Source organism: Curtobacterium sp. 8I-2 (assembly GCF_902506155.1).
GTDB lineage: Bacteria > Actinomycetota > Actinomycetes > Actinomycetales > Microbacteriaceae > Curtobacterium > Curtobacterium poinsettiae.
In genome coordinates this window covers 1,248,301-1,266,996 of record NZ_LR732827.1, presented here as the reverse complement: position 1 = coordinate 1,266,996, position 18,696 = coordinate 1,248,301, and the positions used below count along the sequence as shown (strand labels likewise).

The 18,696-nt window shown below is 72.0% G+C and carries 19 protein-coding genes and 1 riboswitch; of the genes, 10 read left to right on the top strand and 9 right to left on the bottom strand.

All coding sequences use genetic code 11. The features are described from left to right. Positions 1-2: 2 nt before the first annotated feature. Genes BOSE127_RS09810 through BOSE127_RS09800 form a run of 3 tightly spaced genes read left to right on the top strand, consistent with a single transcriptional unit; the run spans position 3 to position 2,946 of the window. Positions 3-968 (top strand): ABC transporter permease, encoded by a 966-nt coding sequence (locus BOSE127_RS09810; protein ID WP_071250408.1) that lies wholly within the window; start codon positions 3-5, stop codon positions 966-968. Beyond that, a complete protein-coding gene (locus tag BOSE127_RS09805) occupies positions 965-1,879 on the top strand; it encodes an ABC transporter permease (protein WP_082509733.1) in 915 nt (304 codons plus the stop codon). Before BOSE127_RS09810 ends, BOSE127_RS09805 begins: the two co-directional genes overlap by 4 nt. Further along, positions 1,876-2,946, top strand: a complete 1,071-nt coding sequence (locus BOSE127_RS09800) for an ABC transporter ATP-binding protein (RefSeq protein WP_159557040.1) — start codon at positions 1,876-1,878, stop codon at positions 2,944-2,946. Before BOSE127_RS09805 ends, BOSE127_RS09800 begins: the two co-directional genes overlap by 4 nt. A gap of 164 nt (positions 2,947-3,110) precedes the next feature. On the opposite strand, the gene BOSE127_RS09795 is transcribed toward BOSE127_RS09800, so the two are convergent. Next, a complete protein-coding gene (locus BOSE127_RS09795) occupies positions 3,111-3,590 on the bottom strand; it encodes an NUDIX hydrolase (protein ID WP_159145893.1) in 480 nt (159 codons plus the stop codon). A gap of 60 nt (positions 3,591-3,650) precedes the next feature. On the opposite strand from BOSE127_RS09795, the gene nagB reads away from it, so the two are divergent. Further along, a complete protein-coding gene (gene nagB, locus BOSE127_RS09790) occupies positions 3,651-4,436 on the top strand; it encodes a glucosamine-6-phosphate deaminase (RefSeq protein ID WP_140448517.1) in 786 nt (261 codons plus the stop codon). Positions 4,437-4,596: 160 nt separating this feature from the next. Here nagB and BOSE127_RS09785 read toward each other — a convergent pair whose 3' ends face one another. Then, positions 4,597-5,772, bottom strand: a complete 1,176-nt coding sequence (locus tag BOSE127_RS09785) for a MalY/PatB family protein (RefSeq protein WP_140448516.1) — start codon at positions 5,770-5,772, stop codon at positions 4,597-4,599. Between the two features lie 145 nt (positions 5,773-5,917). Between BOSE127_RS09785 and BOSE127_RS09780 the strand changes: the two genes are divergently transcribed. From BOSE127_RS09780 to BOSE127_RS09770, 3 genes are all read left to right on the top strand, one after another. Then, the gene (locus BOSE127_RS09780) at positions 5,918-8,365 is read left to right on the top strand and encodes a GH92 family glycosyl hydrolase (protein ID WP_236559530.1); all 2,448 of its coding nucleotides are present in this window, start codon (positions 5,918-5,920) and stop codon (positions 8,363-8,365) included. A gap of 342 nt (positions 8,366-8,707) precedes the next feature. Beyond that, positions 8,708-10,579 (top strand): alpha/beta hydrolase, encoded by a 1,872-nt coding sequence (locus tag BOSE127_RS09775; RefSeq protein ID WP_159557038.1) that lies wholly within the window; start codon positions 8,708-8,710, stop codon positions 10,577-10,579. Beyond that, the gene (locus tag BOSE127_RS09770; RefSeq protein WP_235045692.1) at positions 10,563-11,126 is read left to right on the top strand and encodes a hypothetical protein; all 564 of its coding nucleotides are present in this window, start codon (positions 10,563-10,565) and stop codon (positions 11,124-11,126) included. The genes BOSE127_RS09775 and BOSE127_RS09770 overlap by 17 nt, the downstream gene beginning before the upstream one ends. A gap of 34 nt (positions 11,127-11,160) precedes the next feature. On the opposite strand, the gene nagA is transcribed toward BOSE127_RS09770, so the two are convergent. From nagA to BOSE127_RS09745, 5 genes are all read right to left on the bottom strand, one after another. After that, a complete protein-coding gene (gene nagA, locus BOSE127_RS09765) occupies positions 11,161-12,327 on the bottom strand; it encodes an N-acetylglucosamine-6-phosphate deacetylase (RefSeq protein WP_159557036.1) in 1,167 nt (388 codons plus the stop codon). Continuing rightward, positions 12,324-12,731 carry a YrdB family protein gene (locus BOSE127_RS09760; protein WP_052481808.1) on the bottom strand — a complete coding sequence of 136 codons (408 nt, stop codon included), beginning with the start codon at positions 12,729-12,731 and terminating at the stop codon, positions 12,324-12,326. The genes nagA and BOSE127_RS09760 overlap by 4 nt, the downstream gene beginning before the upstream one ends. Before the next feature lie 8 nt (positions 12,732-12,739). After that, the gene (gene purU, locus BOSE127_RS09755; protein WP_031260247.1) at positions 12,740-13,600 is read right to left on the bottom strand and encodes a formyltetrahydrofolate deformylase; all 861 of its coding nucleotides are present in this window, start codon (positions 13,598-13,600) and stop codon (positions 12,740-12,742) included. A gap of 91 nt (positions 13,601-13,691) precedes the next feature. Then, the gene (locus BOSE127_RS09750; protein WP_159557034.1) at positions 13,692-13,847 is read right to left on the bottom strand and encodes a hypothetical protein; all 156 of its coding nucleotides are present in this window, start codon (positions 13,845-13,847) and stop codon (positions 13,692-13,694) included. A 126-nt stretch (positions 13,848-13,973) separates the two neighbouring features. Continuing rightward, complete coding sequence (locus tag BOSE127_RS09745; protein ID WP_159557032.1) at positions 13,974-14,429, bottom strand: MarR family winged helix-turn-helix transcriptional regulator; 456 nt, start codon at positions 14,427-14,429, stop codon at positions 13,974-13,976. Between the two features lie 75 nt (positions 14,430-14,504). On the opposite strand from BOSE127_RS09745, the gene BOSE127_RS09740 reads away from it, so the two are divergent. Beyond that, on the top strand, positions 14,505-15,377 hold the full coding sequence (locus BOSE127_RS09740) for an NAD(P)H-binding protein (RefSeq protein ID WP_083389187.1): 873 nt from the start codon (positions 14,505-14,507) through the stop codon (positions 15,375-15,377). Between the two features lie 43 nt (positions 15,378-15,420). Here BOSE127_RS09740 and BOSE127_RS09735 read toward each other — a convergent pair whose 3' ends face one another. Then, on the bottom strand, positions 15,421-15,894 hold the full coding sequence (locus BOSE127_RS09735; RefSeq protein ID WP_017888109.1) for a DUF2017 family protein: 474 nt from the start codon (positions 15,892-15,894) through the stop codon (positions 15,421-15,423). Next, entirely contained in the window at positions 15,891-16,196 is a 306-nt protein-coding gene (gene clpS, locus BOSE127_RS09730) for an ATP-dependent Clp protease adapter ClpS (protein WP_042539252.1), read from the bottom strand. The genes BOSE127_RS09735 and clpS overlap by 4 nt, the downstream gene beginning before the upstream one ends. A gap of 38 nt (positions 16,197-16,234) precedes the next feature. Next, a riboswitch (ZMP/ZTP riboswitch) is annotated at positions 16,235-16,319 on the top strand. Positions 16,320-16,415: 96 nt separating this feature from the next. Between clpS and glyA the strand changes: the two genes are divergently transcribed. Further along, complete coding sequence (glyA, locus tag BOSE127_RS09725) at positions 16,416-17,693, top strand: serine hydroxymethyltransferase (protein ID WP_017888107.1); 1,278 nt, start codon at positions 16,416-16,418, stop codon at positions 17,691-17,693. After that, the gene (locus BOSE127_RS09720) at positions 17,690-18,613 is read left to right on the top strand and encodes a tetrahydrofolate dehydrogenase/cyclohydrolase catalytic domain-containing protein (protein WP_017888106.1); all 924 of its coding nucleotides are present in this window, start codon (positions 17,690-17,692) and stop codon (positions 18,611-18,613) included. Before glyA ends, BOSE127_RS09720 begins: the two co-directional genes overlap by 4 nt. The last annotated feature ends 83 nt before the right edge of the window (positions 18,614-18,696 follow it).

Genomic DNA, 18,696 nt, shown 5'->3' with positions numbered 1-18,696 from the left:
GCATGACCACCGCATCGGCAGACGCGCCCGCGACGGCGACGAGCGCCCCGAGCACTGCGCGCACGGCGTCCGCGGCGGCGCCCGCCGATGCCGTCCGACGCGGCGCCGGACCCCGTGTCCGGCGCCGCGTCGGCCTCGCCTGGCTGGGGCTGACCCCCTTCGCCGCCTACGTCCTGCTCTTCCTCGCCGTCCCCGCCGTGATCGCGATCGGCAGCGGGTTCTTCGACGGCTCCGGCGCGTTCACGCTCGCGAACCTCGCAGCCTTCGCCGACCCCTCGGTGCTGCAGGCGTTCGCCGGGTCCTTCGGCCTGTCCGCCGCCTCCGCGGTCATCGGCGCGGTCATCGGCGCGGTCGTCTGCTGGGCGCTCTCGGCGCTGCGGCCGGACGGACTGGTCCGGTCGATGATCGACTCGGCGGCCAGCGTCCTCGCCCAGTTCGGCGGCGTCATGCTCGCGTTCGCGTTCATCGCCACGATCGGCGTGCAGGGACTCGTCACGACCTGGCTGGTCACGGTCTTCCACGTCGACCTCAACGCCGACGGGGCCTTCCTGTACACGGTGCCCGGGCTCGTGATCCCCTACGTCTACTTCCAGGTGCCGCTCATGGTCCTCACGTTCATGCCCGCACTCGAGGGCGTCAAAGCGCAGTGGGGTGAGGCCGCGGCGACGCTCGGCGCCTCGCGCCTGACGTACTGGCGCCGCATCGCGTTGCCCGTGCTGGCGCCGGCGTTCTGGGGGTCGCTCCTGCTGCTCTTCGCGAACGGCTTCTCGTCGTACGCCACCGCCGCGGCCCTCATCTCCCAGGGCGGCATCGTGCCGCTCACCATCCGCACGCAGCTCACCAGCGAGACGATCGTCGGCCTGCAGAACGTCGCCGGGGTGCTCGCCTTCGGCATGGTCGTCGTGATGGCGGTCGTGATGGGCGCCTACTCGCTGCTGCAGCGCCGGGCCGCCAGGTGGCAGCGATGAGCGCCGCGGCTCCGGTGCGGCCGGTGCGGCCGGTACGTCCCGTCCGGTCTGGAGGCTCGTCCCGCGTCCGCCGGTTCGGCACCGCCCCGTCCCGTGGCGCGGCAGCCATCGTGCTCACCGTGATCGGGCTCCTGTTCGCCGTCCCGCTGGTCGCGCTGCTGCAGTTCACCTTCCGGCAGGGCACCGACGGCGGGCTCACCCTCGCGCACTGGGCGGCGATCGGTGACCCGGCCAACGCCTTCACGTACCAGCCGGTGTTCGACGGGCTCGGGGCGTCGTTGCTCATCGCCGTGATCACCGTCGGGATCGTGCTGTTCGTGCTGCTGCCCGCCCAGATCATCACCGCGCTCCGCTACCCCAGGCTCCGGAGCGTCCTGGAGTTCGTCTGCATCGTGCCGATCACCGTGCCGGTCGTGGTGCTCGTCGTCGGGTTCATCCCCGTGTACCAGGTCGTCTCGCAGGTCTTCGGGTCCGGCTCGTGGACGCTGGCGTTCGCGATCGGCATCATCACGCTGCCGTTCGCGTTCCGCCCGATCGCGGCCGCCATCACGGCGACGGACCTGATCGTCCTGTCCGAGGCGGCCCGGTCGCTCGGCGCCTCGTGGTGGACCGTCACCTGGCGCGTGCTCCTGCCGAACCTGCGCCGGGGCATCACCGCCGCGTGCTTCCTGACGATCACCGTGGTCCTCGGCGAGTACACCCTCGCCTCGTTCCTCTCCCGCTCCACGTTCCAGACCGGGCTCGTCCTCGTGCAGGGGACCGACCCGTACGTCGCCGCCATCTTCTCGGTCGCCGCGCTCCTGTTCGGCTTCGTGCTGCTCGTCCTCATCGGCCGGATCGGGACCCGCCGCACCACCCGCGTCCGCCGCACCCGCACCACCCGTCGTCCCCGCCTCGAGGAGTCCGCATGACCGTCACCGCCCCGGCAGCCCCGGCGTCCCTCGCCACCACCGGTGCGGTCGTCGAACTGCACGCCGTCGAGAAGCACTACGGCCCGCACCGGGCCCTCGCCGGACTGTCGCTCCGGGTCGAGCCGGGGGAGTTCGTCTCGCTCCTCGGTCCGTCCGGCTGCGGCAAGACGACCGCGCTCCGAGCACTCGCGGGCCTCGAGGTCATCGACGCCGGCTCCATCCGCATCGACGGCAAAGACGTCGCGGACACCCCGGTCAACAAGCGCGACATCGGCATGGTGTTCCAGCAGTACTCGCTGTTCCCGCACATGACGGTCCGGCAGAACGTCGCCTTCGGCCTCGAGATGCGCCGGGTCCCCGCCGCCGAGCGCAAGACCCGCGTCGTCGAGGCCCTCGACATGGTCCGCCTCGGCGAGTTCGCCGAGCGGTACCCGCACCAGCTCTCGGGTGGGCAGCAGCAGCGTGTCGCCCTGGCCCGAGCGCTCGTCACCCGGCCCCGTGTACTCCTGCTCGACGAGCCGCTGTCGGCGCTCGACGCGAAGGTCCGGGTCTCACTGCGCGACGAGATCCGCCGGATCCAGAGCGACCTCGGCATCACCACCGTGTTCGTCACGCACGACCAAGAGGAAGCGCTCGCCGTCTCCGACCGGATCGCCGTGATGCAGGCGGGTGACATCGAGCAGATCGGCACGCCCGAGGAGCTCTACCGCACCCCGTCGTCGGCGTTCACCGCGGACTTCGTCGGGCAGTCGAACCGGCTGCAGGGCGACCTGCGCGGCGCGGACGTGTTCGTCTACGGGTTCCGCGTGCCGGCGCTCGACTCGTCGATCGCGGACGGACCGGTGCTCGCCTACGTCCGACCGGAGGACATCGCCTTCGCCGCCGAGGGCGTCACCGGCACCGTCGTGAGCTCGAGCTTCCTCGGGTCGATCCGCCGCACCACCGTCCGCCTGGACGACGACACCGTCGTGACCGTCCAGCACGAGGTCGGTGACCGCCGGGCCACCGGCGACTCCGTCGCCGTGCGCCTGCTCGGCGCACCCGTCGCCGTCGCGCCGCTCGCGTAGTCGCGAAGGCGACAGTTCCCGCCGGGCCTGCCGGTGTCCTCTGCGGAAGCGACAGTTCGCTGCGGAACGTTCGCGGCACACTGTCGCTTCGGCGGGGTGGGCGCGACCGACGGGCGGACGGGAGGCCCGTGGCGGCCTGGCACCGCGCCTCCAGGCCGGTGAGGTCAGCGCTGGAAGCGCGCCTCGCGCTCGTCGGCAAGCCCGGCCTCGACGCGTGCGCGCATGTTCTCGGACATGTCGGGCAGTGCGTCGAGCCGGGCCCAGAACGCCTCGGTGTTCTCGCCGTCGGCGGGGTTCGGCGTGCCGGAGACGTACCGGCAGGCGAAGACCAGGTCGAGGTACTGCGAGCGGTCGCCGTTCGGGTAGGTCATCTCGGGCAGCACCTGGACCCACGCCAGGCGTTCGGCGGCGGCGACGACGTCCGCTTCTTCCAGGACCTCGCGTTCGGCGGCGACGGCGGGTTCCTCGCCCGGGTCGACGATCCCGGTGACCGGGGTGTACGCGCCGGTGTCGGCCCGCCGAACCACGAGCAGTTCGCGATCGGCGCCGGAGCCGCGGGTCACGATGGCGCTCACGCCCGACAGCCAGAGCGGTGCCGTGCCGATCTTCTCGCGCAGGGACAGGACGAAGTCGGGGGTCGGCATGCCTCCACGCTACCCACCCGACCCCTGTCGCAGACTGGTCATGACCAGTAGGCTGGTGGTGTGGAGATCATCATCCTGCCCACGCCGGACGAGGTCGGTCGCGTCGCCGCGGCCAAGATCGCGTCCGTCGTCGCCAAGAAGCCGTCCGCCGTCATCGGTCTCGCCACCGGATCCAGCCCGCAGGGCATCTACGCCGACCTGCGGCGCCGGGTGCAGGCGGGCGAGATCTCGTTCGCCGAGGCCCGTGGGTTCGCCCTCGACGAGTACGTCGGCATCCCGCTCGAGCACCCTGAGTCCTACGCGGCCGTGATCGCCCGCGACGTCGTGGCACCGCTCGGCTTCGACGCGTCGCGTGTGCGTGTGCCGGACGGCCGTGCCGCCGACCTGGAGTTCGCCGCCAAGGAGTACGACGCCGCGATCCGTGCCGCGGGCGGGATCGACGTGCAGATCCTCGGCATCGGGGCCAACGGCCACATCGGGTTCAACGAGCCGACCTCGTCGTTCGCCTCGCGCACCCGCATCAAGACCCTCGCGCCGTCGACCCGTGACGCCAACGCGCGCTTCTTCGACTCGCCCGAACAGGTCCCGACGCACTGCATGACGCAGGGGCTCGGCACCATCCTCGAGGCCCGCGAGCTCGTCCTCGTCGCCCAGGGGCCGTCGAAGGCAGCGGCCGTCGCCGCCGCGGTCGAGGGGCCGCTCAGCTCCTTCGTGCCCGGTTCGGCCCTGCAGCTGCACGAGCACGCGACCGTCGTCGTCGACGAGGAAGCCGCCGCTGGGCTGCAGCTCGCCGACTACTACCGCTACACGTACGCGAACAAGCCGGCCTGGCAGCGGTTCGAGTAGGCGCTGCGCCCTTCTCTCCACTCACACGCCGGCGTCTTGCCCCGGCGCCGCCGAAGCGTCGAGACGCCGCCGAATCCCGCGGCGTCTCGACGATTGCAGGGCGTCGAACGCACACGCCGGCGTCTCGCGGCAGCCACACGCCGGTCGACGCAGCTCGGGTTCAGGCGCGGGCGGCTGCGGCCAGGCGGCTGAGTCCCTCGTCGAGGGTCTCCGCCGAGCAGCCGAAGTTCAGTCGCGCGAAGCCCCGGCCCTGCCGTCCGAACGCCGGGCCGGAGCCGAGCGCCACCTTCGCCCGGTCGACGAGCTCCGCTGCGGGATCGTCGCCCCACGGCAGCGCCCGCAGGTCGAGCCACGCCAGGTACGACGCCTGCGGCTGCCGGTACTCGGCGCCGGGCAGCACGTCGCCGATCCGCTCGGCCAGGGTGCGCCGGTTCGCCGCGAGCTCGGTGAGCAGTGACGCCAGCCACGGTCCGCCCTCGCTGAAGGCCGCGACGCTCGCCGTGTAGCCGAGGATGCCGGTGCGCTCGACGACCTCGGTCGGCAGGCCGTCGAACCACGCGCGGGCCCGCTCCGAGGCGCCGATCATCATCGCGCACTTCGTGCCGGCGAGGTTCCAGGCCTTGCTCGCACTCGTCAGGGCGACGCCGAGCGACACGGCCTCGGGGCAGGACTCCAGGAACGGCGTGAAGACCGCGTCGGCGTGCACGAGCGGCGCGTGGATCTCGTCGGACACCACGACGGCGTCCCACTCGGCGGCCAGCTTCGCGAGTGCGACGAGCGACTCGCGGTCGTGCACCAGCCCGAGGGGGTTGTGCGGGTTGCAGAGCAGCACCGTGCGGGCTCCGTCGGCGAACGCCTGCGCGAGGCCGTCGAGGTCCATCCGCCAGCCGGCCGTGGTGTCGAAGGGGTCGGCCGGGCCCGCGGGGGCGAGCAGCGGGACCTCGGTGACGGTGCCGCCGGCCTCGGACACGTACTCCCAGAACGGCGGGTACACGGGCGGCATGATGACCACCTGGTCACCCGGCTCGATGACCCGGCGCAGCACCTCGACCGCAGCGACCGACACGTCCGTGGTGGTGCGGACCAGGTCGGGGTCGACCCGCCATGCCCACCGGCTCTCGGCGAAGTCGGCGAACGCCTCGGGCAGGGCCCGTCCGTGCCCGACGTACCCGGTGTCGCCGTTCGTCACCGCCGTGACCAGGGCGTCGCGGATCGGTTCGGCGAGCATGCTGTCCATCTCGGCGACGAACATGGGGAGCACGTCCGGCGGGTAGGCCGTGTACTTCTCGCTCGTGCGGGACCGGTACGCATCGAAGACGGACACCATGACGCTCATGCGCCCATCCTGACAGCGACCCCCGCGGGGCGCGAGGGTCGGGCCTGGGCGGCGCCGCGTCCGACGCCGGACCCGACGTGAACAGCGGGAGAGCGATCGGTGACGCGGGCGGCGTCCCCCGTCCGAGGGGGCTAGCGTCGCCGATGTGAACCGATCTCGCGTGCACCGTCGCCCGCTCGTCCGTCCGTTCCCGCTCGCCGCGGTGGCCGCGATCGCCGCCCTGGTGGGAACAGCGATCGTCGCCGCGCCCGCTGTGGGCTCGCCCTCGGCACAGGCCGGGCGGACCGTCAGCGATCCTGCGCGGTACGTCGACCCCTTCATCGGCACGAGCAACAACGGCAACACCTGGCCGGGTGCCACGGCGCCGTTCGGGATGATGCAGTGGAGTCCCACGGGCACCGCGGGTGACCAGACGTCGACCCCGGTCGCGAACGGGTACTCGTACGACGTGAACCGCCTGCGTGGCTTCAGTCTGACGCACCTGAACGGCGCCGGGTGCGCTCCGGGTGCAGCCGGCGACGTGCCGATCATGCCGGTCACCACCCCGGTCACGACCTCGCCGTCGGCAGACTCGAAGGACGCCGTCTACGCCGCCGGGTACTCGCACGACCAGGAGTCGGCGAGCCCCGGCCGCTACGGCGTGACGCTCGACAACGGCGTCCGCACCGACCTCGCCGTGACCACGCGTGCCGGCGTCGGTGCGTTCACGTTCCCGGCGGGCAAGGACGCGAACCTGCTGTTCCGCACCTCGAACTCGATCAACGGCAGCGAGGCCGCGGTCACCCGCGTCGACCCCCGCACCCGCACCGTCAGCGGTAGCGTCCTGACCGGCGGCTTCTGCAGCCGCCGCGCGAACGGCGGCGGCGCCACCAACCCGGACCGTCGCAGCTACTACCGCCTCTACTTCACCGCGACCTTCGACACTGCGTTCGCGAGCACCGGCACCTGGAAGGACGGCACGGTCCAGCCTGGAGGCACGTCCTCCTCCGGTGGGGAGGGCTACCTGACCGGCGCCGACCGCGCCGGACGCGGCTCCGGCGCGTGGGTCGGGTTCGATGCGCGTCGCGGAGCGACGGTGCAGGCGAAGATCGGCATCTCGTACGTGAGCGCGGCCGGGGCGGTCGCGAACCGTGACGGCGAGGTGACCGGGCGCTCGACCGTCGCCAGCGTCGCGGCCGGCACACGGGCCTCCTGGAACCGTGAACTGTCGCGCCTGCGCGTCGGTGGCGGCACGGCGGACCGCACCACCCAGCTCTACACGTCCGTCTACCACGCACTCATGCAGCCGAACACGCTGAACGACCGCGACGGGCGCTACCTCGGGCCGGACCTGCGGGTGCACCGGATGGACCGCGGACACCGGGCCGTCTACGGCACGTACTCCGGGTGGGACCAGTACCGGGCGCAGATCCAGCTGCTCGCCCTGCTGCGGCCGGACGTCGCCGGGGACATGGCGCAGTCGATGCTGCGGTTCGCCGAGCAGAACGGCGGGGTGTGGGACCGGTGGCTGCACCTCGGAGCGCCGACGCACGTGATGACCGGCGACCCCTCGGCCGCGACGCTCGCCACCTGGTACGCCATGGGCGTCCGGAACTTCGACGTCCGGGCCGCGTACGCCTCCCTCAAGCGCCAGGCGACGGTCGAGAACGCGGACGCCGAGAGCGACGTCGGGTGCCCCGGACAGTGCCTGTCGCAGCGGCCCGCGCTCGACGAGTACCTGGATCGGCAGTACGCCGCGAACGACGACTGCGCCTGTTGGGGTGGTGCGGCCGAGACCCTCGAGGACTCGATCTCCGACAGCGCGCTCGGGTACTGGGCAGGCGCACTCGGACTGCACTCCGATGCCCGGATGTTCGCCGCTCGTGGTGGGTACTGGAAGAACACCTTCAACGCGGCGGTCGGCCACCAAGCCGCTCGGCAGGCCGACGGATCGTGGACGACGGACTGGTCGCCCTCGACCGGCACCGGGTTCGCGCAGGGCACCAGTGCGCAGTACACCTGGCTCGTGCCGCAGGACGTGCGGGGGCTGTCGAGCGCGCTCGGTGGTGACGACGCCGCCGTCGCACGGCTCGACGACTTCTTCCACGACGCCTCGGGCAACTGGGCCGTCACGGGCGGGGACGCCACGAAGTTCGACCCGACGAACGAACCCGACATCCACACACCCTGGATGTACAACGCACTCGGCACGCCCTGGAAGACGCAGGAGACCGTGCGCCGGGTCGTGGACGACGCCTACTCGACCGGCCCCGGCGGGCTGCCGGGCAACGACGACCTCGGCACGATGAGCGCCTGGTACGTCTTCGCCTCGATCGGGCTGTTCCCGCAGACGCCCGGGCGAGCGGAGATGCTCATCGGCAGCCCGACGTTCAGCACGGTCGACATCCGACGCTCCAGCGGCGAGCGGCTCGTCATCCGGTCCTCGGGGACCGAGCCGTACGTGCAGGGGGCGCGGTTGAACGGGTGGACGCACGAGCGGTCGTGGGTGCCGGCGTCGTTCGTGACGCGTGGCGGCACCCTGTCACTGCGGGTGGGCAACTCGGCGGACACGGGCTGGGCGAGCGGCGAGCGGGGGCGCCCGATCGATCACTGAACACCCCTTGACACACCGTACTTCAGCGGTGATATGTTGACCTCCTCGGGGAACACGAGGGGGAACCATGGGGGATCTGACGGTCGATCTGCCGACCATGCAAGCGGTCGCGCGAGCGGCGGGGCGAGCGGTCACTGACCTGCATCCCGAGCGACCGTTGTCCGGTTCGGACGGCGGTGCGTTCGGCTCAGGGGCGGTCGCATCCGCGTTCATCGCATCGTCCTCGGCCCACGATGCGATGATCCGTTCGCTCGGCGACGACGCGGACACACTCCGTGCGTACGTGACCACCGCCGCCGAAGCAGTCCTGCGGGCGGACGCCGACCTTGCCCGGCGGGTCCGGTGAGCGCGGACCCCGTCGCGGGCGATCCGGACGGCATCCAGCGGATCGCCCGAAGGCACGAAGACCGCTCGGACGCGGTCCGTGACGGCGCCCGGCACGTGCTCGTCGCTGCCGAGCACGCCGCCTCGGGCTGGGCGGGGCGGGCACAACAACAGTTCCTCGTGGCGGCAGCGGCGATGCCGGCGAGTGCGCATCGCGTCGCGGCGAGGCTGGACGCGGCGTCGGCTGCACTCGCCACCTACGCGCGCCAGGTGCGGGAGATCCAGGACGACGCCGCGAGCCTGCAGACGACGCGGCGGAACACCGCGGACGACATCGCGGCCAACGACCGAGCAATCCGCGACGCGACCGCGGTGGCATCCGGACCGGACGCGGTCGAGTCGGATCGGGCACTCCTGCAACAGCTGCAGCACAGCGGCGAGTGGCTGGCCGGGCTGGACGCTCGGCTGTCGGCGCAGTGGGACGAGCTCGTCGCCCGCCGGGCCGCAGCTGACCGAGCGGCGGCCGCTGCGCTCGAGGACCGCTCGGTGCTCGGCAAGCTGGTCTCCGCCGCGGTCGTGTCCGCGATGAGCGACGGGCAGTTCCTCACGTGGCTCGCCACCCTCGATCCGGAGAGCATCGCTGCGCTCGGTGGCGACTCGCGGGTCGCGAAGCGGCTCGCCGGCATCGACGCGGCGCAGGTCGCCGGGTGGTGGCAGGCGATGTCGGGCGTCGACGGTGCGCCGTCCGCGGCCCAGCGGGCGTTCGTCGCGGCGATGCCGGCGGTCATCGGCAACCTGAACGGTGTCGCCTCCTGGGCGCGGGCACGGGCGAACACGACGGTCTTGGCCGACCGGCTCGCACACGCACGGCGGCAGGTGCGCCACTGGCGCGAGCTGCACGACGCCGCCCGGAACCCCGCCGACGCGGCCGCGGCGCGCGAGCAGCTGCTCGTCTGGGAACGGCAGCGTGACGCCTACCGGAACATCCAGGACACCCTCGCGACGACGCCGGTCTCACTGGTGGCACTCGTCGACGACCGTCCACCGCTCGCGCAGATCGTCGCGGGTGACCTCGACCGTGCCACGCACGTCAGCGTCATCGTGCCGGGCATGAACACCGCGACGTACCAGGACGGCACGGTGCAGGACTACAGCGCGATCGCCCGCGGGATGCGTCGTGAGGAGGCCCGTGTGGCTGGGATCCGCCGCAGTGACATCGCCGTCGTGTCCTGGATCGGCTACCACCCGCCGATGGCCGACGACCCGTCGTTCCGGACCGTCCTGGCGGACGACCGAGCGCGAGCGGGCGCCGAGCGACTCGTCGCCGACCTCGACGGGTTCCACGCGGCGCGAGCGGCTGCCGGGCGGGACGCCGACCTGACCGTCATGGGGCACTCCTACGGCACGACCGTGGCGACGATCGCCCTGACGAAGACGCACGCCGACCACGTGGTGCTGCTCGGCTCGGCCGGCGTGACGGACGCCGTACCGAACGCGTCCGCGCTGCACGTGCCCGAGGGGCAGGTCTTCGCCACCCAGGGCGCGAAGGACGGCTGGGCCGTCACCGGGCAGAACCTGTCCGGTCGCCGTGACCCGACCGAGTCCACGTGGGACGCGCACGAGTTCAGCTCCGAGACCGAGGGTCGTGGGTCGGACACCCGGCACGGCGTCACCCGCCACGGGCCGTACGACGGCGATGACGACGACGGCCGGTACTCGTACTTCGACGACGGGACCACCGCCCAGCACAACGCTGCACGAGCGGCGATGGGACACGGGGACGAGATCCCCGAGCGGGGCGGCCCCTTCGACCGGATGCGGCAGCAGACCAAGGACGACTGGCTCATGTACGGCTGGCAGACCGGGGGCACCGGTGACCCCACGCTCTGAACCGCGGGGCGCCGCACTCGCCGGAGCCCTGGTGGTCACCGCACTCCTGACCGGGTGCACCGGCCCCGCCCCGGACTCCCCGATCCAGAAGGACACGTCGATGAACGTCGAACAGTCGCACCAGGACGTCCTGGACATCTTCGCCGCCGTGCGCTCGGTCGTCGGGCAGGACGGTTGGGGTGACGAGGACCCCGGGTGGAACCTCTGCGGAAGTGATGGCGAGGACGCTGCGCAGTACACCTACGCGAGCACTCGGCGGCTCCCGCTTCCTGGTACAGCCGATCAGGTCGCCGAGCGGGTCACCCGGGCCCTCGCAGCGATCGGGTACGAAGGTGCGCGTGTTCAGCACGACACGGAACTCACGCCGGAGCGGACGGTCATCAGCTACCCGAAGGGGTACCTCGGCGGCACGGCAGGGGACGGTTTCGCCGTCCTGTTCCAGGCGTACGAGTCCCACGCGGACGTGACCATCTACGGGCACTGCGTCCCGGGCCGGGCCCCGAGGTTCGGTGAGCCCCTCAACCCCCGCCCGACCGACCTGCCGTGACGGGTTCGAGCGAGCCGTCTACGCCGTGTTCGCTTCAGCGCAGCTCGCGCCCGCCGCCCCAGACGCGCTCGACCTCGAGCGACGGCGACAGCGCCACCAGGTCCGCGGCGAACCCCGGCGCCAGCCGACCCAGGCGGTCGCCGAGCCCCAGCGCGCCGGCCGGCACACTCGTCAGCGCCGCCACGGCCTCGGGCAGGGTCCGCCCGGCGAGCGAGACCGCGTTGCGGAGCGCCACGTCCTGCGTCAGTGTCGATCCCGCGATGGTCTCGGTCCCCGCGACGTGTGCGACGCCGTCGGTCACCGTGACGTCGAGCGACCCGAGTCGGTACGAGCCGTCCGCGGCGCCGGCAGCACCCATCGCATCGGTGATCAGCGCGACACGACCCGGCGTCGCCCGGAAGAGCGTGTCCGCCACGACCGGGTGCACGTGCACGCCGTCCAGGATGAGTTCGAGCGTCACGCGGTCGTCCGCCACGGCAGCGCCGATCGGTCCCGGTGCGCGGTGGTGCAGGCCGGGCATCGCGTTGCACGCGTGGGTCAGGATCGTCGCGCCGGCGTCGAAGGCGGCCCGGGCCTGGTCGTACGTGCCGACCGTGTGGCCGACGGCGACCGTGACACCGGCTTCGACGAACCGACGGACGGCGTCGAGCGCGCCCGGCAGCTCGGGCGCGATGGTGACCTGGCGGATGACGCCCTCGCCCGCTTCGAGCAACGCGTCGACCGCAGCGGGCGTCGGGTCGATCAGGAACGACTCGTTGTGGGCGCCCTTGTTGTGCGGGGACAGGAACGGCCCCTCCAGGTGCACGCCGAGCACGAGTGGGTCGGTCGCCATCACGGCACGGACGTGGGTCAGCGACGCCACCAGCGCGGGGACCGGGTTCGCGACGAGCGACAGGACGGAACGGATCGTGCCGTGCGCGCGGTGCATCGCGAGCGAGCCGTCGAACGAGTCGTCCTCGTACGCCTCGGTCGCCCCACCGTGCCCGTGCAGGTCCACGAACCCGGGCGTCAGGACCCGGTCGCCCAGGTCGACGACCTGGTCGGCCGCGGGGGCCTCGGGACCGGAGCCGGTCGCGTGGATCGTGTCACCGACGACCAGGACCCAGCCGTCGGCCGTGGTGCCGGCCGCGTCGACGACGCGGGCCGCGCGGACCAGCGTGCGCTGGGCCTCCCGGCCGGTCTGGAGGCCCGTGGCGGTCATGCGGTCTCCTTGCGGAACGCGATCACGCCGCTCAGGGCGGCGATCACGATGAAGACGATCCCGACGACCGGATGGCCGATGGAGATCCAGGTCGCGCCTGCGGCGACGACCAGGGCGACCTCGACGATGGTCTTGCCGACGATGTCGGTCTCGATCGGGGAGCGCGGTGAGCGGAAGAAGTACCAGACGACCGCGGCGAACAGTGGGGCGCCGACCATGAACAGGTAGCCGGGGAGTGGGAGCTGCCACGACCAGTAGCCCCAGAAGGCCAGGGACAACAGCCCGAACACCATCACGGCGATGCGCAGGACCTTCCAGGCCTCGAACCGCGGTCGAGGCTGCCGGACGGCTGCCGGGTCGGGGACCGATTCCCAGTCGACGGGGGACTGCGGGGCGTTGGTCATGGTGCTGCCTACTTGAAGATGATGGTGCGGGCGCCGTCGAGCAGGACGCGGTCCTCGGCGATCCAGCGCACCGCCTGGGTGAGCGTGCGGGACTCCTCGTCCTGCCCGATGGACACCAGCTCGGCCGGTTCCTTGGTGTGGTCGACGCGGACGACGTTCTGCTCGATGATCGGGCCCTCGTCGAGGTCGCTCGTGACGAAGTGCGCGGTCGCGCCGATGAGCTTCACCCCGCGGGCGTGCGCCTGCCGGTACGGGTTCGCGCCCTTGAAGCCGGGCAGGAACGAGTGGTGGATGTTCACGGCACGGCCCTCGAGCGCGGCGCAGAGTCCGGGCGACAGGATCTGCATGTAGCGGGCGAGGACGACGAGCTCGATGTCGTGCTCCTCCACCGCCTGCAGCACGCGCCGCTCCATCTGCTCCTTCGACTCGGCGTCGGTGACCGGACGGTGCTCGAACGGCACGGAGTAGAACGCGGCGAGCTCGGACAGGTCCGCGTGGTTCGACAGCACGAGGGGCACCTCGATCGGCAGCTGTCCGCCGCGCTGCCGGTAGAGCAGGTCGTTGAGGCAGTGACCGGCCTTCGACACGAGCACGAGGGTGCGCAGCGGACGACCGACGACGTCGAGCTGGACGCGGGCGTCGTAGCGGGTGGCGACGGGGGCGAGTGCTGCCTCGAAGGCGGCGCGGTCGACCGGCGCCATCACCTGCAGGCGCATGAAGAACGTGTTGGTGTCGGCGCTGGAGAACTGCTGCGACTCGGTGATGTTGCCCTGGGCGGCGACGATCGCTCCGGAGACGGCGTGCACGATCCCGGGCTGGTCGTCGCAGACGAGCGTCAGGGTCCAGTGCGTGGGGGTCGGGTCGGTCACCGGATCAGGGTACCGGCCGCGGGGGAGGTGCTTCGTGAGCACGAATGGTCGAGTGCGCCGCGGCGACTCGACCATTCGTGCTCACGAAGCGTCAGCGCCGGTGCGCGAGCAGGCGGCGGACGAAGGAGACCTCCATGCACAGGGCCAGGACCGTCGCGGCGATGCCGATGCCGACGGACGCGGAACCCCGGTCGGCGTTGACGATCGCCGCGATCGGGATGCCGATGCAGAGGATGCCGCAGATCACCACGTTCCAGATCGCGCCTGCCGTGGTGTCACTGCTGAACCCGCCGCTGAGCAGAAGACGTCGGGTGCGGGGGTGCGAGCCGTCGTCTTCTGCTCACTCGGCGTCGGGCGAGGCTTCCGATGTCGTTCAGGGAACGGCGGACCCGTCGTCGCCCGAGTCCGGCTCGAGCAGCGGGAGCAGGGCCGCCGAGATCGGTTCCGCACCGTCGCCGAACCACGCGTTGCTCGCCCGGACGATCGGGTGAGCGCGTGCCAGCAGCGCCTCGCCCTGGTCGGTCAGTCGCATCCGGGAGGCCCGTCCCCGGCCCGGTGCGGCGCCCCGCTCCACGAGTCCCCGTGTCGAGAGCCCCCCGACGAGCGTCGTCATGCTCTGCGGTCGGACGCCGACCGCGCGCGCCAGGTCGGCCTGGCTGAGCTCGCCGGCCGCAGCGAGCTGGATGAGCGCGCCGAACTCGACGGGCGTCAACCCGAGCGGCGCCAGCTCGGCCGCGAGTCGGCGGGAGAGCGTCCGTGCGGCCCGGATGACCGTCCACGCCACGATGCCGTCGACGTCGTCGCGCGGGGCTGGGAGTTCCTGGGGCACGGGGCGATCGTACCGGCGTACGTTCTGGTATCAGGAAACTGATACCAGAACGGGTCAGTGGGACGAGGAGCAGACATGGGCGAGATCGTGGCGGTCACCGGCGTGACCGGGGACGTCGGGGGCAAGACCGCGGAGCTGCTGCGGGCGGCAGGGGTGACGGTCCGCGCAGTGGTCCGACGCCCCGAGCAGGTCGACGCGCTCCGGGCACGCGGCATCGACGGTCGCCTGGCCGACCTGGACGATGAGGACGCGCTCACCGCGGCGCTCGACGGGGCCGACCGCTTCTTCCTCGTGACGCCGGTCAGCCAGCGGCAGCGGGAGCAGGGCGCCAGCGGGGTCCGAGCGGCACAGCGGGCCGGGGTCGGACGGATCGTGCAGCTGTCGGGCGGAGACGCCGCCGAGCACTCCCCGATGTCGTGGGCGAGCGCCGCCTGGCACACCGACCGGCTGGTGCGCGAGAGCGGGCTGGCGTGGACGATCCTGCACCCCTCGTCGTTCATGACGAACGTGCAGCCCTCGGCACCGGCGATCCGACGGGGGTGGTTCCCGCACACCACGGGCCGCGGGGTGATCGGCTGGATCGACACCGAGGACATCGCCCGGACGGCGGCGCGGGTGCTGACCGAGGACAGCCACGACGGCACCGAACCGGTGCTCACCGGCCCGGACCTGCTCGATGCGCGGGGTGTCGCCGCCGCGCTCGCCGAAGGGCTCGGCCGACCCGTGCGCCCCCTGCACCTGCCGAGCCGGGTCTACGCCGCTGTGCTGCGCCTGAGCGGGTTGCCCGCCTGGCAGGCCGAGGGGCTCCGGCAGCAGTTCGGCCGGGTCGTCCGCCGCGGCCTCGACGGCGTCGACGTGATGAGCGCCGACGTCCTGCGCATCACCGGCACCGCACCGCGGAGCCTGGCCGACTGGGCGCGAGCCCACCGCGACGACCTGCTGGGGTGACCCGTCGCGCCGGAGGTGATCCGGGCCTCCAGGCCGTGGGCCGTCAGCGCGACGTGAGCGTGACGACCAGGTGTTCCTGTACGAAGCCGAGCCAGTCGTAGACGTCGCGCAGGCCGACGCCCGCGTCGGCCTCGACCGAGCGCTCCTCGTCGTCGGCGTCCTCGATGCCCAGCCGGTCGGCGATCGTCAGCCGCAGGTCGGTGAGGGTGCGGAGCCACGCCTGCTCGTCCTCGGCGTCGAGCGAACCGTCGCGGGTGCCCGTCAGCCACTCGTGCACGATCGAGGCGTTCGTCGTCTTCTGCGTGAGCAGGTCGGACTGCGTGTACTTCCGGAACTCTGCGCTCGCCTCGTCGTCACCGGGGTAGGCGTCCGGGAACATCCGCTCGCTGATCGGGTCGGCGGACAGGTCGCCGCCGAGCACCTGCCGCAGCTGCTCGGTGAGCGAGGCGAGCAGGTCGCGCTCGCCGGAGGACAGGCCGAGGTGGACGCCGTCGGCGCGGCGGACGAACGGGATCACGCTTCGGGGGCCTTGTCGACGGTCGCCTGCAGGCCGTAGCCGTGCATCGACTGGACGTGGGCCTCCATCGACTCGCGCGGGCCCGTTGCCACGATCGCGCGGCCGTCGTCGTTCACCTGGTGCATGAGCCGCTCGGCCTGCGCGCGCGAGAACCCGAAGTGCTGCTGGAAGACGTAGGTGACGTAGGACATCAGGTTGACCGGGTCGTCCCAGACCACGGTGACCCACGGGGTGTCCGCCCGTGCACTGGTCCGTTCGTCCGTGGTGGTCCGTTCGTCCACGTCGGGCGAGAGCAGCGTCATGCATCCAGGGTGACACAGGGCGGGGTCGCTCGGTACGATCGTCACGTCGCGACTGGCGTTGGATGGGTCACCATCAGGGAGCGACATAGACACGGTGCGCGGCCGTACGCCTGGGCTGCACCGACCGACCGTCCGAGTGCGACCAGCTGGTCGTCCGCACACCGTAGGAGTCCCGTGTCCATTGCCGATCTGCCCCCGTTCGTCTCCGACTCTGCCGAGGTGGCCGAGCAGGCCGCCGCCCGCGCCGCGTTCAACGCCCCGCTCACCGAGGTCGACCCCGAGATCGCCGCCGTCCTGCAGCAGGAGCTCGGCCGCCAGCGCGACACCCTCGAGATGATCGCGTCCGAGAACTTCGTGCCGCGTGCCGTGCTCGAGTCGCAGGGCTCCGTGCTCACCAACAAGTACGCCGAGGGCTACCCGGGCAAGCGCTACTACGGCGGCTGCGAGTACGTCGACGTCGCCGAGCAGCTCGCCATCGACCGTGCCAAGGCGCTCTTCGGTGCCGAGTACGCGAACGTGCAGCCGCACTCCGGGGCCACGGCCAACGCCGCTGTCCTGCACGCCATCGCCTCGGCCGGCGACACCATCCTCGGCCTCGAGCTCGCGCACGGCGGTCACCTGACCCACGGCATGAAGCTCAACTTCTCCGGCCGCATCTACAACGCCGTGGCGTACGGCGTCGACCCCGAGACGTTCGAGGTCGACTACGACGACATCCGCGCCAAGGCCATCGAGCACCAGCCGAAGGTCCTGATCGCCGGTTGGTCCGCCTACCCGCGCCAGCTCGACTTCGCGAAGTTCCGCGAGATCGCGGACGAGGTCGGCGCGAAGCTCTGGGTCGACATGGCGCACTTCGCCGGTCTCGTCGCCGCCGGGCTGCACCCGTCCCCGGTCCCGCACGCCCACGTCGTCTCGTCGACGGTCCACAAGACCCTCGGCGGCCCCCGCTCGGGCATCATCCTGTCGAACGACGAGACCCTGTTCAAGAAGCTGAACTCCGCGGTCTTCCCGGGCCAGCAGGGCGGCCCGCTCATGCACGTGATCGCCGCCAAGGCCACCGCGTTCCTGCTCGCCGGCACCCCCGAGTTCAAGGACCGTCAGGAGCGCACGATCCGCGGCGCCCAGGCCCTTGCCGCCCGCCTGACCGCGGACGACGCCAAGGCCGCGGGCATCGACGTGCTCACCGGTGGCACCGACGTGCACCTGGTGCTCGTCGACCTGCGCGCGTCCGAGGTCGACGGCAAGCAGGCCGAAGACCTGCTGCACGAGGTCGGCATCACCGTGAACCGCAACTCCGTGCCGTTCGACCCGCGCCCGCCGATGGTCACCTCGGGTGTCCGCATCGGCACCTCGGCGCTGGCGACTCGTGGCTTCGGCGACGCCGAGTTCACCGAGGTGGCCGACATCATCGCGCTGACCCTCATGCCGAACCCGGACGTCGCAGCGCTCTCGGCCCGCGTGAAGGTCCTGACCGACGCGTTCCCGCTCTACGCGTGAGCGGCACGATCCCTCGGACGCTCTGGGCCGGAGAGGGCAGCGCCGTCCGCATCGACGGCACGGCCCTCGCCGCCCGGACGCTCGACGAACTGCGGGGCCGGATCGACCGCCTGCACGAGCACGGCATCCGTCCGGGCCTCGGCACGATCATGGTCGGCGCGAACCCCGGCTCGATGTCCTACGTCGCGGGCAAGCACCGCGACTCGGCGTCGATCGGCCTCGACTCGCACCGCATCGACCTGCCGTCGTCCGCGAGCGCCGCGGACATCCGGGCCGCGATCCTGCAGATGAACGACGACCCCCGCGTCACCGCCTTCATCGTGCAGCTCCCGCTGCCGCAGGGCATCGACCCGACGCCGATGCTCGAGCTGATGGACCCGGCGAAGGACGCCGACGGCCTGCACCCGACGAACCTCGGCGAGCTGGTGCTCGCCGTGCCGGGTGGTGCCGGCACGATCGACGCACCGCTGCCGTGCACCCCGCGGGGCATCGTCGCGATGCTCGACGCGTACGAGATCCCGATCCGTGGTGCGCACGTGACGATCATCGGCCAGGGGCTGACCGTCGGACGGCCGCTCGGCCTGCTGCTCACGCGACTCGAGGCCACCGCGACCCTGACGCACTCGCTGACCGCCGACGTCGCCGCGGAGTGCCGTCGCGCCGACATCATCGTCGCCGCTGCCGGGGTCGCCGGGCTCGTCAAGCCGGACTGGGTGCAGCCCGGTGCCGCCGTGATCGACGTGGGCATCACCCGCGTGGTCAACGAGGAGACCGGCAAGGCGAAGCTGCACGGCGACGTCGACCCCGCGGTCGCATCGGTCGCGGGCTTCCTGTCGCCGACTCCCGGCGGCGTCGGGCCGATGACCCGCGCGATGCTGATGAAGAACGTGGTCGAGGCCGCCGAGCGCCAGCTGTCGTAGCACGCGCGGTCGCGCGGGGCTCGGCGCGGTCGCGATCGTGAGCAGCAATGGTCGGGTGGCGTCATCGCACCCGACCATTGCTG

Excerpts from the sequence above, each read along its gene's own strand:
- clpS (WP_042539252.1), bottom strand. The coding sequence starts at position 16,196 with ATGACGCTGCTCTCGCCCGACGTGGACGAACGGACCACCACGGACGAA.
- BOSE127_RS09800 (WP_159557040.1), top strand. The coding sequence starts at position 1,876 with ATGACCGTCACCGCCCCGGCAGCCCCGGCGTCCCTCGCCACCACCGGT.
- BOSE127_RS09740 (WP_083389187.1), top strand. The coding sequence starts at position 14,505 with ATGGGCGAGATCGTGGCGGTCACCGGCGTGACCGGGGACGTCGGGGGC.
- BOSE127_RS09795 (WP_159145893.1), bottom strand. The coding sequence starts at position 3,590 with ATGCCGACCCCCGACTTCGTCCTGTCCCTGCGCGAGAAGATCGGCACG.
- nagA (WP_159557036.1), bottom strand. The coding sequence starts at position 12,327 with ATGACCGCCACGGGCCTCCAGACCGGCCGGGAGGCCCAGCGCACGCTG.
- BOSE127_RS09785 (WP_140448516.1), bottom strand. The coding sequence starts at position 5,772 with ATGAGCGTCATGGTGTCCGTCTTCGATGCGTACCGGTCCCGCACGAGC.
- BOSE127_RS09760 (WP_052481808.1), bottom strand. The coding sequence starts at position 12,731 with ATGACCAACGCCCCGCAGTCCCCCGTCGACTGGGAATCGGTCCCCGAC.
- BOSE127_RS09805 (WP_082509733.1), top strand. The coding sequence starts at position 965 with ATGAGCGCCGCGGCTCCGGTGCGGCCGGTGCGGCCGGTACGTCCCGTC.
- BOSE127_RS09810 (WP_071250408.1), top strand. The coding sequence starts at position 3 with ATGACCACCGCATCGGCAGACGCGCCCGCGACGGCGACGAGCGCCCCG.